Here is a 15,679-nt window from a genome sequence, read left to right as displayed (position 1 = left end):
GTTAGATTCAAATCACAATTTTTCCGAGAGACTGCCTCTCCGACTGATAGCCTTTTTTGCACTAAAGCACTGTCACCCTTCTCACCAGAATCCATTCTTGGGGTGACGTCACTTTTTTCTATCGGCTAGTATCACCACTGCCCTTTCCTGCATAAAGATCCTCGATAAGATCCTTGTATTTTTCAAGAATGACCTTGCGCTTCAACTTCAGGGTAGGCGTGAGTTCACCGCCTTCAATTGAGAAATCATTAGCCACGACTGCGAAATACTTGATGGTCTTATACGGTGGGTAACTCTTATTCAACTCCTTAATGCGGGATGCATACAGGTCCTTAATCTTGGGATTTTGCACCAGATCATCATTGGTGGTAAAATTTATTTTTTCTTCCCGGGCATACTCTTTGAGAACCTCGATATCAGCGGTGATTATCGCCACCAGGTAAGGTTTCAGGTCACCAAAAACGATTGCCGAGGAGATATATTTGTCGAGTTTCAGCTCGTTTTCGATGGGCTGGGGGGCGATATTCTTGCCACCGGCGGTGACGATCAACTCTTTCTTCCGATCAACGATGTAGACATAACCCTCTTCATCAATCTTGGCGATATCACCGGTTTTAAACCAGCCGTCTTGCATGGTATCGAGTGTCGCTTCGTCATTTTTGTAATAACCAAGCATAACCTGTGGCCCTTTAACCAATAACTCTCCATCCGGGGCCAGCTTCAGTTCGGTCTCCCGTAAGGGTTTGCCGACCGAGTCGAAACGCACCTTGCCGGCGCCACTGATGGTCAGCGCAGGACTGGTTTCGGTCAGACCGTAGCCATTATATACCGGCAGACCGATGATCCACATAAACTCACAGACGGTTTTATCGAGGGGCGCTCCACCACAGAGGAAGTAGGTCAATCGCCCGCCGAACCTCGCCCGAATCTTCTTAAAAATCAGCCTGTCATACATTTGGTATTTCAGGTTAAGCAGCAAACTGATGGGCTCTTTGGTAATGTGTTTTTTATTGACGTACTCCCGCCCTACCTCCATCGCCTTCTCGAAGATTTTCTGACGAGCCGGCGGCATTTGTCGGACTCCTTCATAGACACGGGAATAGATCTTCTCAAAGAGTCGGGGTACGCTGACCATCGCAGTCGGTCTGACCTCTGCCATGTTCTCCATAACCAGCGCCGGACTTTCTGCAAAGGCCAGATGGTTACCGTTCATCAAAGTTGCATAGTACCCGCCAGTGCGCTCCAAAACGTGGCTGAGCGGCAAAAAGCTGAGCATTGTCATGCCACTCTGCGGCATACCGAGTTGTTCGATACCGTATTCGGCGTTGATCATGATATTGCGCTGGGTGAGAAGGACACCCTTCGGCACACCCGTTGTTCCCGAGGTGTAGATAACCGTAATGAGATCATTCTGGGTGATCTGGGCAATCTGATCCTCTATCATCTGCCGATCTTCGTCGGAAACGGCAGTGTCGATCTCTGACAGCTGATCTAAAGCGAAGACCGGAAAGGAGCGTCGCCCCATAAAGGGCACGAAGGAAACCACCAGATCGACATTGGGAAGATCGTCTTTTATGGAGTAAAGCTTGTCGTATTGGGATTTTGTCGAGCAAAAAACGACCCGCGCCTCGCAGTGGTTGATAATGTAGGCTGCCTGCTTGCCGGTGTTGGTGGCATAAATCGGCACGGTAATGCCGCCTACGGACTGGATCGCGAAATCGGCAATCGCCCAGCCAAGTCGGTTTTCAGAAAAGATGGCCACCTTGTCGCCGGGCGTGACGCCGTACTTGCTCAGCCCCCTCGCCAACTTCAACACCCGTTCATAAAATTCCTCATAGGTGAGCGTGACATAGGTGCCTTTTTCTTTGTAACTGATCGCAGCTTTGTCGCCGTACTTCTTGGCATTGTCTTTGAGTATTGCCGGGATTGACTGATATGACATGATGCTCATATGTTTTTGGCTCCCCTTTTCCTGATCTCGCTGACCTGAGTATGATAACGTTTACGTTAATCCCTCTGCTTTTTCCCTGTATATATCACCTTAACGTTTAAGTCAATATCAAAATACAAGCCGCAAGGTAGCATTGACAAACTCCTTAACACTCCTTTTAAATTTCCACTTTTACGTAAGAATCAAACATCCGGCTTTTCCATTATCAGTCTAATGTTTCGTTAACGACAAATCGGTGCCACTGACCAACATGTAATAGGCGGTCGACCAAAGTATCGAAGGATACTCTGGAAGGATAGCGAACAACCATCTCCTGCCCACAACAATTGTGAGCTCGCCATGTTGAGATTAAAATCGTAGGCAAAGCCCATGAAAGCATGAGTTGCTTCAGAGACAATCTTGGATCAAAACATACAACGCAAGAAGGGGACGCGATAGGAGCACCCAAGCAGGGAAGGAAATGCAAACAATCCCTCAAAACTGGAGTATTTCAATACTATCCCTCTGCGAGGTGAGGCAGAAGCCTTTGCAGGTAAGAATTTTTCTTTTCTAAAAAGACTACGTAAGGCAATAAACCAGGAAATATCAGACGATTTTTGCCGGAGATTTGTCTTTGACAAACTCAGGATAGAGCTTGGTTGCGCAATCCGGACAGAGACCATGAGAAAATTCTGCAGCTGAGTGACTGGTAACATAATCCTCGATCCGCTGCCAATAGCCCGCATCATCGCGGATATTTTTGCATGAGGCACAGATGGGGATGATCCCGCGGAGTACGGCGATTTCTTCCCGAGCTTGACGCAATTCCGTAATATCCTTAGAGATACAAATAACAAAGGATACTAGTCCCTGCCCGTCCTTCACTGGTTTCACCGTTGTCAGGAAAAATCTCTCGCCTCCTCCCGGCAGAGGCACCCTTACTGCAATGGTTCCTGTTTCGCCGGTTTGGAAGACCTCTTGAACTTTAGCAAAACGCCTATCGGCTTCATCTTTGCTGAATACATCCCAGATCTTCTTGCCGATCACATCCTGCTGCAGTCTCCCTATGGTATCCGCAAATACTTTATTAATATAGAGATATGTACCATCAGCAGAAAAACTGAAAATGGGGTCACTTGATTCGTCAAGAAGGATGTGCACCCGCTCATTTTTTTCCCGAAACACTTCTTCCCGGTCCCGGCTTTGGCGAAGATGGCTTATTAAGGCCTGATAGGGTTTGCGGTCGGTGGCTAACAAGACAACAATCTGGTCATCTTGATGCAGCACCGAAAACGGTGAGGGGAAAATGTTTCTTTTTTCAAGGGGTAAATGCATGATCCCCTGTTGGGCTAATTGGTAGCTCTGTTGCCTTACCAAGGTCGACAATTCGGCAATCCCAACCAATTGTTCCTGAAGCGCATTATGGAAATGCTCCCCCACCTGGAGAATGGTACTGGACGTATCCAACACCAAAATAAAATCTCGGGACTTCTTTAACAATTCACTGAGCCACATCATTTGCACCTTTCCCCCAATAAGAGCCGGCGAAAACCGGTGTCAAGAATTCCGCATGCCTTTCATTATAGGCCTTCAATCAAAGATAATTCAAAGAAAAACAAGCGGAGCTGAGAGAAACTTCCTCCAGCGTTATTCACTGACATGAGGTTGCCACGATGGTGGGAAACAAGCTGGAGATTAGCGGACGATGAAACCGAGCACCCTCAAGTCATGAGCCCAGCTGCCCCAAGGACCCGTTTGAAAGGAAGCTGTCATTTTCTGGGGATCGTAGATGACACGGGCATCTTCATCAAGATGGCACTGGCGGTCATAATTGGTGTGGCTGACCCTGAGCAACCACGTTCCATTGCCATTCTTCATGGCATTTTCAACATAAACCGGATGACCGGTATACATCTTCCGCCGGGGATTGACGTCCAATACCATGACAGTACCACCAGCCGGAACAGTCACGGCGTTGCCCATTTTTTTAGCACAGGAGAACCATTGCACAGGGCTGGTGTCACCCAATCTACAACTCATCATCCCGGTCCGACACCTTGCGTAGATCAAACTTTGCGGTTGACAGCAGCTGACCTTTTCAGTGCCTTTTTTTTTCTTTTTGCCAGTCGATACTGCAGCCGGTTGCAGGTCATAACACAAGGCTCGATCTTTCTTTACACCGAGCACCGAAATTTTATCAGTATTTTCAGGATCATATAGTGGCTGCCACACCTCATCTTCCCCTATATATGGCGATGCGCTGGCATCTGATTCCACTGCAATCGAATCGGCCTCTATCCCTTTTTCAAATAGCTCACTTGGCCGTGGCTGACCACATCCGGCAATCAAAACGAAACTGGCGATAAAAATGAAGGTGATACCTTTATGGAGCATACGGCACCAACATATTGTTGAGCAGTCGAAACAAACCACCGCTGTGGAAACTGCCGGGCCGATGGTTTTGGTAAATGGTTCAATAAAACGCTGCCATGTAACCATCAAACAAGGTGCCTCCGCAATAAAATTCAGCAAAAACGAATGTCTCAGCAACCAAAACAAAAAGGCCCGCTCTCGCAGATGCTGCGAAACCGGGCCTAATACGTCAAAAAAGCAATCGAATAATGTCTTACCCTGTAAAAACGGTAAGATAGCTACTTAGGACTAAACCGTTATCAGACAATGACATGGCTATTGCCCTCCGAACAACATAATGAGCCGTAAGGAAATGGCAGAAAATGACCATGTCACTTTCCTAACGGTTACTAGAAACGAATACCTCCATTGAAGGTCACGACAAAGCCACTAAGGTCGCCATAGTACTCAACCGGAATCGAGGCAACTGTGTCACTGAGCTCGACGTCGTCAGTCCAGCGATACCGGCCTTCCATGCCGACAAAGAAACGATCATTGATATTGTAATTAATACCTGCTACCACATGGGCACCAAAGACCCCATCGGAATCATCAGCATCCAAATCACCATAGTATGTGGAATCGATCTCGCTGTCCAGAAGAACAGAATAAAGGCCCACACCGGCTCCTGCAAACAAATCAACCGGACCAGATGAGAATTCGCCCTTCAAGGTTACGAGCAAAGCGGCACCACTGAGTGTGGTATCCTGATCATAATACCCCGCATGAGAATTATAACCGCTGCTATCCTGGCCAGAACCAAAGAGATCAATGGCACCTTCGAGAACCAAAAACTTATTGAGATGCCGGCCATAAGCCGCGGAAAAATCACCGCCGGTGTCATACCCGGCGTCGTCCTGATCACCGGACGGTTGAATCATACCGACTTTCAACTGGCCATAATTCATTTTATCGCCGCCGGCGGCCGCCATAACAGTCTCAGCAGTAAGAAAACTCACTACACTCACCGCAGCTAACACTCCTACCAGATACCTTTTTTTCATATTCATTTCTCCTCTCCTTGTTGCGATTGTTTTTTCGGTGGAGCCCATATCCCGGTTATTATCTCCCAAACCTCGGCCAACCGGGTGCCATCCATACCTGCAGACTCCAGCCATTGTTATTGTTACGGTAATCCTCCTTCTTCGCAGGGTTTAGGCATTTTCAACTCACTCCCTACAACCCTAAGAAACACACCACCGATATACATTGCTTATTTACCAAACCCAGGACATCACATCTGTAGTGATTATGTAGTAAATTGTATCAATTTGTAGGTTTCGCAAAAGAGTGGCGCAACCATTTCTTTGAGTATTCTACAAATTGTTACAATTGGACACAGAATACCAACAGTCCGTCTCGAATGTTTGTGCTAAGGTACGTTGCACCGTTGCCCAAATAATGCAGTGACGGTCCACAACCTCCCCGCTAGCCAGAGGTTAATTATATCATAAGAAGAGGTGGTTGTAACTATGTCTGAAATGTCCCGTATTTTGCTTATCGAAGATGATGCTCGATTGGCCAAGCTCGTCAAGGAGTATCTCGAAGGCCACGGCTTCTTGGTCTCCATAGAAGGTCGAGGCGATACCGGGTCCGCAAGAATCCTAACCGAACAGCCGGATCTGGTTGTCCTCGACCTCATGTTGCCGGGAATGGACGGCCTGACTGTCTGCCGAACGATCCGCCGCGATTACACCGGACCAGTGCTCATGCTAACTGCCCGGGAGGACGATACCGACCAGGTTGTTGGACTGGAACTTGGCGCCGACGATTACGTTAAAAAACCGGTTGAACCTCGGGTCCTCTTGGCCCGTATCCGCGCCCTCCTTCGCAGGTTCGATAATACCCAGCAAAACAGCCGCAGTGGGCCAGAAGAAACTGAAGAGCTGGTCTTCGGCAACCTCCGTCTCAATCATGCCTCACAAACGGCCATCCTGTGCGGCGCCCCGGTTGAGTTAACCAGCAACGAATTTGCCCTGCTGTGGATCCTGGCAGTCAATGGTGGTCATACCCTCGACCGGGAGACGCTGTTTCGAGCTACCCGGGGAATCAACTATGACGGACTGGACCGGTCGGTGGACATCGCCATCTCCCGGTTGCGGAAAAAACTGGGCGACAATACAACAAAGCCGTGGCGGATCAAAACGGTTTGGGGACTGGGGTACCTCTTCGTCAAAGATGCCTGGGAAAACAATGACCACCGGAGTCCTGATAATCCATGAAAAGGCTTTTTTTCGCTACCTGGGTCTTCCTCATCGCCTCGCTGCTCTTTGTCCAGTTCATCCTCGGACCGATCATCGGCAAGATCGCCAAAACGCATCTTGATGACTCCATAGCCGAATATAGCCGGCAGCTCGCCAGGGGCACCTTCCACATGATGGAACTCGACCTGCTGCGCCTGCCGGAGGATGAGTGGCCAAACCGCATCATCCAGCTGGCACCGCACTTCGGCTATAATATAGTACTGTTACCGATAGGCGAACTGCCGTTAAGCAAATACCAGATGGATCAGCTCCGGGATGGCATAATAGCCGTCGCCGAAGATGGCGAGCTCCTTTATCATCGGATCGGCAAAAGCCATATGGCCCTGCGTAAAGGGCCTTTCTCGGTATTGGAGCCTGATTCCGGCTATTTTAACCTGATTATCTGGCTGGGTATAACCGCGATAATCGGCGTTCTGACCTTTATCTGCGTCCTCCCCTATTGGCGGCAACTGCGCAAGATTAGCAATGCGGCTACGGCCTTTGGCGATGGTGCACTTGACACCCGTGTTGAGATATCAAAAATATCGACCCTTGCCCTGCTCGCCCAGGCCTTTAACACCATGGCCGACCGAATCCAGGAACTGATCAGTTCCCATAAGGAACTGACCAACGCGGTTTCCCACGAATTGCGCACGCCACTGTCGCGCCTGCGCTTTGGCCTGGAGATGCTTGAAACCGCAGAAGATCAAGAAAAACGCCGTCGTTATGCCCGGGGACTGCGGGCCGATGTCACCGAGCTTGACGAACTGGTTTCAGAACTGCTCACCTTTGCCCGCTTCGACCGCGAGAAACCGGAATTACAGCTGAGCATCCTCTCCCTTGAACCTTTCCTCCGCCAGGTTATCGCCGAATCAATCCCCGAGGACCACCCCGTGCACTGTCAGCTGCAATACCGTATCAATTCAGCATCAGGGAACCCATGCTTTGAGCCGAAATACATGGCCAGGGCCATCGGCAATCTGTTGCAGAACGCCTTGAGTTACGCCGAAAAAGACATTGAGATCGTAGCCGAGCGCAACGGCGAGACCTGCATCATCCATATTGACGACGACGGACCGGGGATTCCCGAGGCTGACCGGGTGAAGGTCTTTGAACCGTTTGCCCGCCTTGATGCCAGCCGTAGCAAGGCCTCCGGAGGCTATGGCCTGGGGCTGGCTATCGTCACGCGCATCATGCAGTGGCACAATGGCCAGGCAACCGCCGGCAACTCACCACTGGGAGGAGCCAGGCTGACCATCACCTGGCCGGGATTTTCCAAATAGAAGATCTCTCCGGGAAACCATTCGGGGTTTGCCGGTGGAGGCCCCGGGCATGCGACATTTAGCGGATATCATTTAATCGCCAATCATACTCGAGAAACTCAATTGGTATTTCCCCGGCCGCCAGTGCCTCCCCTTTCTTCCCGGAAAGCCCCAAGGCCTGTGCATAGCCAGCCAAAAAAGCAGCAAGAGAGGGAGATGGCCTGCCCCCGGCAAAGTCGTCGCGGTACCACTTAAAGAGCGAAGAAACCTCCAGCACTTTGCCGTTCAGGCGGTTTCTCAGGCGATCACCAAGGAACAGCCGGGTCGCCTCTTCCAGCTGCCGGTCCAGATCGACGCCGCGGAAGGCTTCGGGCCGCAGGGCCGGGCAACCGATGCTTGCACAGTTTGCGGCAAAATGAATCCGCGGTTCCTGATATCTGCCGGAGCCACGGATCATCCCGTGCTCGATATCATCTAGCGACCGCATTTCCCCGAGGAGGGGGATAAATTTCTTTTTCCAGGGTGACTGAAGAAAACTGCCAAGGTCCTTTATCGACTGCAGATCCGGATATCTGGTAAGGATGAGCTCAACCGTCCAGGCGTTATAGGCATTGAGGAGAAAGGCCAGTTGCTCGCCCTTTGGCCAGGAATCAAATTCCCCAACCGCAACCGCCGTAAGTTTTTGTAAATACTCCTTCAGTTTGGTCCGTTGGGCCATAAAGCCACGGTAATCAACCTGACTTGCCCGCCCCTCCTCCAGCACCCGGACATGGGCCTGCAGCAGCCTATCCCAGGTGCCGTGATCAAAAACCGTTGTCGCCGGTGCCGCCGAGGCCACCAGCAGCAGCCATAAAAGTGCCACAATTCGAATCATCCTTATCCCCTCCTCCAGGCATGATATCTTGCAAGAAGATTAAGAATCCTCGCCGGGGCATGGGCCCGTTTCCATTCTCCCGCCGCATATTTACCCGCCTCGGACATGGTTGGATAGGTGTGGATGGTGCCGAGGATCTTATTCAGGCCAAGGCCATGTTTCATGGCCAGGACAAATTCCGCAAGCAGATCGCCGCCATGCGCACCGACGATGGTCACCCCAAGAATCCGATCCTTGCCGGGCAGAGTCAGTACCTTGATAAAGCCCTGGGCAGCGCCGTCGGCAATGGCCCGGTCAAGCTCGGCGAGGTCAAAGCGCGTCACTTCATAGGCAATGGACTTGGCCCGAGCCTCCTGTTCATTCAACCCTACCCGGGCGACCTCGGGATCGATAAAGGTCGTCCAGGGAATCACCCGGTAATCGGCCTTGAATTTCTTCCATGGGCTAAAAAGGGCATTGACCGCGGCATACCATGCCTGGTGCGCTGCAACATGGGTGAACTGATACGGTCCGGCGACATCGCCTGCCGCGTAGATATTGGGATACAGGGTTTCCAAATAGTCGTTGGTGACTACCGTCCGGTCCGTAGCAATCCCCAACTCACTTAGGCCATAACCGGTCAGGCGGGCACTGCGCCCCAGTGCACAGATCATTACATCGTAGGCAACACGCTTTTCCACCCCCTGGTGCGAAACGATGACCGCCCTGCCCTGATCATCTTTGACGCAGGATAAGGCGCTATGGCCGGTGAGGACGCTCACCCCATCCTTTTCAAGGGCCTGGCGGGCGAAGGCCGAAACCTCGGCATCCTCCCGGGCGAGGATCCTCTCCCCCCGCTCCACCTGGGTCACCCGGGCGCCCAGACGGGCAAAGCACTGTGACAGCTCACAGCCGATCGGACCACCGCCGAGAACCACCAGGCGCTTTGGCACCTCCTCGCAGGAGCGCAGGGCCTCCCACAGGCTGTCGCTGGTGAGATACCCTGAGGTCTCAATTCCCGGCAGAGGTGGGACAACGGGCCTGGCCCCGGCGGCAATGATGATCGACCGGGTGGTGAGGCTCTGTTTTCCCCCACCGACAGTTGTAACCTCGACGGTCCAGGGATCGACAATCCTGGCATATCCTTGAAGAACATCAACACCAAGCCCGGTGTAGCGTGCGATACTGTCGTGCGGCTCGACTTCGGCAATAATCCGCTGCACCCGCTCCATTACCTCACGAAAGTTGAAACAGGGCTGCATATCCTGAAGACCATAGGAGCTGGCGTGTCTCATCTGCTGGGCCAGCTTGGCACTCCTGATCAGGGCCTTACTGGGAACACAACCGGTGTTGAGACAGTCGCCGCCCATCCTGTTGGCCTCAATGAGAGTAACCTTGGCCCCCACAGCGGCTGCAATATAGGAACTGACCAAGCCGGCCGCCCCGGCCCCGATGACCACGAGGTTTCTGTCGAATTTTTTTGGCCTCGGCCACTTGCCGTAGACCCGCCGCCTTGTCAGCCAGTCATTGAATTTCTTGGCAATTAGCGGAAAGATACCGAGGAGGGTAAAGGAAAGAAACAGCCCCGGCGAGAGTATCCCCTGCAGACCGTCGATCTTTGCCAGCTGCGTCCCGGCATTAATAAACACCAGGGTTCCGGCAAACATTCCCAGCTGACTGACCCAATAGAAGGTAAATGTCTTAATTGGCGTCAGGCCCATGAGGATATTGATGAGAAAAAAGGGAAAGATCGGCACCAGGCGCAGACTGAAGAGATACAAAGCACCTTCCCGCGCCACCCCCTGATTGATCGCCTCGAGACGGTCGCCAAACCTCTTCTGCACCCAATCACGCAACAGATAGCGGGCAACGAGAAAGGCAAGTGTTGCCCCGATGGTCGAGGCAAAGGAGATTATGATAAAGCCCCAGACCAATCCGAAAAGCCCGCCGCCGGCAAGGCTCATGACCGCCGCGCCAGGTAGAGACAGAGCGGTCACCAACACATAGATGGCAAAGAAAACCATGCTGACCATAATCGGAGCCCGGTCCCGCCAGGCGATCAGCTCCGCCTGCTGCGACTTGATGTTTTCAAGGGTGAGCAGCTGGTTGAGATCAAAGGCGAAAAAACTGACAATGGTACCGACAATGATAAAGATGATGAGTTTTTTCATGTTCTTTTCCAGGTGGAGAAATAGCACAGCCTACCGAAACGGTTTAACACCGCGATTAAGGAAAACCGGAAGACCAAATGGCAAGGAGAGCCAGCCGATCAGCCGTCAATCATTGCAGCACCTCTTACAATGTCGTGGCGATTCCCTCAATTTTACAGGGTCTTGACAGGTAATCATTCAGCCTCACCGCCAGGCTCCGTTGCTGATCCTCTTGCATAGCGTGGGCGGTAACCCCAAGGATCGAGAGATTAAGGATTTTTCTTATAAATCCTTCGACATACACCACGTGTTTTCCAGCAAGGGCTCCCTTGAGGGATAAGTTCAGCCAAAAAAAATAGATCTGTAAAAAATACCCGGCAACCCCGACGGTGGTGGCCTCGAAAACCCACGACAAGACCTGCGGCCGGAGAGATTTAATTGTCATTTTGCCGGAACAGTTTTACAATAATCACCCAGCGGATAAACCTCAATGCCAGGCGGTCCGACGCCAAATCCCCCTGCCGGCTGCATGGGGGCGACCCGCTCGCCCACCTTCGAAAACCACTATGGCAATGAAAGATTATTATCAGATACTAGGGGTCACAAAAACCAGCACGGCCGAGGAAATTCGCAAGAACTACCGGAAACTGGCCATGCTCCACCACCCCGACCGCAACCCCAACGACCCAACCGCCGAGCAAAAGTTTAAGGAGGTCGCCGAGGCCTACGGCGTACTTACCGACCCGGTTAAACGCCGGCAATACGACAGCTGCCGGGCAAGCGGCGTTACCCATCCAAACAGCCAGCCGGCCGGCGACTTCACCTATAGCCAAGAGGACATTCTTCGGGATCTCTTCAAGGATCCACACTTCCAGCAGCTATTTTCCGGATTACTGAGGGAATTTCAGCGCTCCGGCTGGCGTTACGGCTCGACATTCATCAAGCGAAGTTTTTTCGGCGGCAAGGGCGGCGTTTTCATTGGCGGCATCTTCTTCATCGGCTCACTGGCCGGGCCGCTCCTTGCCGGCGCTGCCAAGAAAGGTCTCTCGGGCAAATCTTCCCTGCTGAAATCAGCCGGCAGAGCCTTGGGCTCCTTAGTCAACACCGGGCTCAAGACAATTACCCAAGGCATTACCCAAAATGCCAAAGCAACATCCCCTCATCTCCTCGAACTCGACACCACCTACACCACACCACTCACCGCTGCGGAGCTGCAATACGGCAAGACCATTCAGATTCTCGTCTACGGCGAGGCAGGCGAGCAGACTCTCCAGGTGAAAATCCCAGCAGGCAGCAGAAGCGGCCAGAAACTCCGCCTGCGCGGTAAGGGCCGCATCGGTACCCTCGGTCGAGGTGATTTGTATCTGCAATTGGTGAGAAAGGAAGGGTGATTTTCCCTTCATCGCTTAGCTGTCTCACCATTTCGCTGCAGGATTAACATTGCGACGAGCACGACCAGGATTCCGGGCAATACCCGCAAGGGCGGCAGTCCATGCCCAAATCCCAGATCGATGAGGAGAACCAGCCCCGGATATAGATAGGAATAGGCCATCACCCTGGTAGGCCCGAGGTAGGGAACGGCGTATTGGGTGAGAAAGAAGGTGATGATCGTTGTGAACACCGCCAGATACCCGACACCAAGCCAGGCAAAAGGGGGAACGGTTGCCCAGGATATGGCCGGTAGCTTGCCGCCGACAAAGGCCAGCAGCCAGATGCTGCCGGTCACCAATACCCAGAAGGTCATGACGGCCATTGATTCCCCTCGGTGGAGAAGTTTAATCAAGGGCGTATACAGTCCCATGGCAAAACAGCCGCCAAGAAAGATCACATCCCCCCGATTCCACTGCATCGCCAGAAACTGGGCCGGATCGCCCCGGAAGATCACCCAGACCACCCCGATCATGCCGCACAGAAGGGCCAGCAATTGTCCCCGTCCCAGCCGCTCACGGTTGAGTATCAGGGCATAGCCCCCGGAAATCGATGGAACTAAGGCAAAAATCACACTGGTATGTAAGGCGGTGGTGTAGCGAAGGGATAAAAACATGCAGCAGAAAAAAACTACCAGACAGCCACTGATCAGCGCGCAACGCAGAAAGAGGGACGGTGAAAAACAAAAACCGTAACGATAATAAACCCATGGGCCGAAGAGACCAGCCGCCAGGACAAAACGGACAAGGGTCAAGACTGCCGGATCAAGCTCCCTGGTGATCGCCGCCCCAACCGTGAATGAGGTAGAAACAAGACCTGCCGCAACAAGCATCAACAGGTGGACGGTGATTATCGAAGAGGTTTTGCCGCCTGCGGCTGACTCACGAAGGTCCTTCCCTGCCGCAAGCCTCAATTCCGCGGCCGGATCTCCGGTGAGCCGGCATCCCCTCTTTCGTCGGCTTCCTCGCCATCCTCGGCTGGGGTGGAGGGAAAAAACCGTTTTTGAAAATATGTTCTGCTACAAAACAGGGTGATAAGCGAGGCAGCGATAAAGAACCCCAGCTGCAAGACAATAGCCGTGGCCGGCAACAGCCAGGCGAGAAGGGCGGTCGCCATCGCACCGACAGCGAAGAAAAACATTATAAAACCAGGCAGAACCAGCCCGAGGACAAGAAGCATTACACCAATTATCAGCCAATACAGGGCGGGATCGACCATCATTTCTTCCACCTTTGACAACCCGGTATCGCCAGTGCCCCGGGGCTTGTTTATAAAAATCATCGGATCATGAAGATGAGGGGAAAAGACCATCCCCATCCCTCACCTTCATCAGCTATACTCGCCCTGTGAGGGCTCAATCCATTTGTCTTTCGATCCCGAATAGCGAGCGATACAACACCCCGCCGAGGACGACGAACATCGGCCAGGTCCAGATAAGGCCAATCCCCAAGGGTATCATGGATACCAGCAAGATCAGACCCATGACCAAGGAAAGTCCAAAAACCTTCCACCACTCGTTGTGAATGGCCTTGCGTGACGTCTCCATAGCCTGCCACGGCGACATCTTCCGGTCAATGATGAGTGGGATGGTCATCGCATAGCCAACCGTCAGATAGATGCCCGGCAGCACGAGGAGTAGAAAACCTATACAAATCAACAGCATCTGTAGAATGAAGGCACCGGCAAGCTTGCCGGCCACAGAAAATCCCTCGAACACCATCTTCCAGGAAATATCCCTGCCCGCGACCTTATTAATACCAATGGCGATAAGTCCCGCCGAGAAAATCATCGACGCCATGTTGGTAACAAACTGAAAAAGGAAGCTGCTCGCCACCCATTGTACAGTCGGCCCCCCCGCCTGCTGCTCCGGCAAAAGGAGGGCCCCGGCTGCGGCCAGAAGCAGCAATACCAGATACATCAATCCTGTTCCCGCCCATATGGCCGCCTTGGCACCGGCAGTTTTGGCCCACGATTCCCGCAAAAGACCATTAATGGTGAAACTGTATCTTGGTTGGTTGGGAGCATCTTCTTTAACATCCTGGCCTTGACCCTCATCCATCATCGCTGCCGTCACGGCATCCCCACTTCCCTCTTCTGCCGGTTTCTCGGCTGGAATGCAATCAGGGCAATACAACCGTCCGCCTTCGGCGATAAACGGCACACCAACGCTGTCCTCTTTCCCGCACTGTGAACACTTCTCCTTGGCGATATCCTGAGATTGCCGGTCGATTTTATCCGGGGCAACCTCTTTCTCACCGTCCCCCTTGCCGGAAAGGCCGGCGGCCAGCGCGCCCCCGGCAACCACCGCAGATACGGGGATATCAATGGCCGGGGCCATGGTTTCAGCCGGCTCTTCAAGCTCCTGTTTCGTTTCGGGAACACCCGGAGTATCAACGAGCGGCTGGCTGTCGACAAAGAAGTCGTTGAGGGCTGCCGGATCCCCTTCCGCTTCTTTCTCCAACTTTGCATCATCGGCCAATTGTTGATCGATCTCCGAGGCGATGTCCGACCAATCAAGGACCTGATCCTGCGGAACCTCGGCCTCGGCCGGGGTATCGACCAGGCCGTCCTCAGGCACGACGTCCTCCAGCGCCTCGACGAGACCGTCTTCTCGCTCGGCATCCGCTGAAACTTGGCGAAGATCATCTGCAGATGCTGTTTCTCTTGGTTCTTCGGCAAGATCATCCTCAAGCAATGCTTCTAGCGATCCCTCGACAGAATCATCCGCAGCCGCAACTTCCATTGGTTCTTCGACAGTATCATCTGCAGGTGCGGCATCAAGCAACTCCTCGGCAACATCGTCGTCAGGTGTGGCACCCATCAGCTCCTGATTTGCTTCAATCGCGGGAGCAGCTTCCATCGGTTCCTCGGCGAGAACTTCGTTGGTAAGGTCCATCAGTTCCTTGGCAACATCGTCGTCACCTGAAACGTCTTGCGCCAAGATATCCTCAAGATAATCGGCAGGTATTTCACTGCTTCCATCCGACTGCAGATCATCAACCGCATCATTTTGCTCACCAACCACCTCTTCGGCAGTCGAAGGGAGATCGGAAGTTGAGGACACATCATCTTCGCTTGGTTCATCGGGAGGGGCTACCACCGGTGGAAGATCAATTTTCGCTTCCTCGACCACATCGGAAAGAACAGCAAATACCCCCTGACATTTTGGGCATTTTACTTTTTGGCCGAGATACGAGTCATCCGCAGAACCTTTCACCCCGCAGTGGGGACATTGTATTTTCATAAAGCTCCTCCAACTCCCTTAGTCAGATCTTCCCGTCAATCATTCGTGGCGCCCCAGCGAACACCCCTGAAGGTGTGCACTGCATACTCCATTACGGTGCAACACCACAACAACCCGGTATTTCGTCATTGCAAGGCAGGCTTTGCCACAACAATTT

The 15,679-nt window shown here is 52.5% G+C and carries 13 protein-coding genes; 3 read left to right on the top strand and 10 right to left on the bottom strand.

The annotated features are described in order from the left end of the window. Positions 1-118: 118 nt before the first annotated feature. The 4 genes from OEL83_01705 to OEL83_01690 all read right to left on the bottom strand — a co-directional run bounded on the left by OEL83_01705 (position 119) and on the right by OEL83_01690 (position 5,352). Entirely contained in the window at positions 119-1,951 is a 1,833-nt protein-coding gene (locus OEL83_01705) for a long-chain fatty acid--CoA ligase (protein MDK9705739.1), read from the bottom strand. A 585-nt stretch (positions 1,952-2,536) separates the two neighbouring features. Beyond that, positions 2,537-3,448 (bottom strand): PAS domain-containing protein, encoded by a 912-nt coding sequence (locus tag OEL83_01700; protein MDK9705738.1) that lies wholly within the window; start codon positions 3,446-3,448, stop codon positions 2,537-2,539. Positions 3,449-3,625: 177 nt separating this feature from the next. Next, positions 3,626-4,489: a hypothetical protein gene (locus OEL83_01695; protein MDK9705737.1), complete on the bottom strand. Its 864-nt coding sequence runs from the start codon at positions 4,487-4,489 to the stop codon at positions 3,626-3,628. 203 nt (positions 4,490-4,692) lie between these two features. Continuing rightward, complete coding sequence (locus OEL83_01690) at positions 4,693-5,352, bottom strand: porin family protein (GenBank protein MDK9705736.1); 660 nt, start codon at positions 5,350-5,352, stop codon at positions 4,693-4,695. 462 nt (positions 5,353-5,814) lie between these two features. Here OEL83_01690 and OEL83_01685 point away from each other — a divergent pair, with 462 nt between their 5' ends. Continuing rightward, the gene (locus tag OEL83_01685; protein MDK9705735.1) at positions 5,815-6,564 is read left to right on the top strand and encodes a response regulator; all 750 of its coding nucleotides are present in this window, start codon (positions 5,815-5,817) and stop codon (positions 6,562-6,564) included. Further along, a complete protein-coding gene (locus OEL83_01680) occupies positions 6,561-7,868 on the top strand; it encodes an ATP-binding protein (GenBank protein ID MDK9705734.1) in 1,308 nt (435 codons plus the stop codon). The genes OEL83_01685 and OEL83_01680 overlap by 4 nt, the downstream gene beginning before the upstream one ends. A 58-nt stretch (positions 7,869-7,926) precedes the next feature. Here OEL83_01680 and OEL83_01675 read toward each other — a convergent pair whose 3' ends face one another. The 3 genes from OEL83_01675 to OEL83_01665 form a co-directional block, all read right to left on the bottom strand. Continuing rightward, entirely contained in the window at positions 7,927-8,721 is a 795-nt protein-coding gene (locus OEL83_01675) for a DUF547 domain-containing protein (GenBank protein ID MDK9705733.1), read from the bottom strand. A gap of 2 nt (positions 8,722-8,723) precedes the next feature. Then, positions 8,724-10,871 carry an FAD-dependent oxidoreductase gene (locus OEL83_01670; GenBank protein ID MDK9705732.1) on the bottom strand — a complete coding sequence of 716 codons (2,148 nt, stop codon included), beginning with the start codon at positions 10,869-10,871 and terminating at the stop codon, positions 8,724-8,726. 124 nt (positions 10,872-10,995) lie between these two features. Beyond that, positions 10,996-11,295 carry a hypothetical protein gene (locus OEL83_01665; protein MDK9705731.1) on the bottom strand — a complete coding sequence of 100 codons (300 nt, stop codon included), beginning with the start codon at positions 11,293-11,295 and terminating at the stop codon, positions 10,996-10,998. Positions 11,296-11,416: 121 nt separating this feature from the next. Between OEL83_01665 and OEL83_01660 the strand changes: the two genes are divergently transcribed. Continuing rightward, the gene (locus OEL83_01660; GenBank protein ID MDK9705730.1) at positions 11,417-12,241 is read left to right on the top strand and encodes a DnaJ domain-containing protein; all 825 of its coding nucleotides are present in this window, start codon (positions 11,417-11,419) and stop codon (positions 12,239-12,241) included. Positions 12,242-12,249: 8 nt separating this feature from the next. Here OEL83_01660 and OEL83_01655 read toward each other — a convergent pair whose 3' ends face one another. From OEL83_01655 to OEL83_01645, 3 genes are read right to left on the bottom strand one after another with little or no spacing between them, the layout of a single operon-like run. Then, the gene (locus OEL83_01655; GenBank protein MDK9705729.1) at positions 12,250-13,191 is read right to left on the bottom strand and encodes a DMT family transporter; all 942 of its coding nucleotides are present in this window, start codon (positions 13,189-13,191) and stop codon (positions 12,250-12,252) included. Next, positions 13,188-13,595 carry a hypothetical protein gene (locus OEL83_01650; GenBank protein ID MDK9705728.1) on the bottom strand — a complete coding sequence of 136 codons (408 nt, stop codon included), beginning with the start codon at positions 13,593-13,595 and terminating at the stop codon, positions 13,188-13,190. The genes OEL83_01655 and OEL83_01650 overlap by 4 nt, the downstream gene beginning before the upstream one ends. A 37-nt stretch (positions 13,596-13,632) precedes the next feature. Next, positions 13,633-15,522, bottom strand: coding sequence for a hypothetical protein (locus tag OEL83_01645; protein MDK9705727.1), 1,890 nt, complete (start codon positions 15,520-15,522; stop codon positions 13,633-13,635). Positions 15,523-15,679 lie beyond the last annotated feature (157 nt).

The organism is Desulforhopalus sp. (assembly GCA_030247675.1).
Classification (GTDB): Bacteria; Desulfobacterota; Desulfobulbia; order Desulfobulbales; family Desulfocapsaceae; genus Desulforhopalus_A.
Note: the sequence above shows the minus strand (reverse complement) of the source record. Positions and strands in the feature narration are given on the sequence as shown.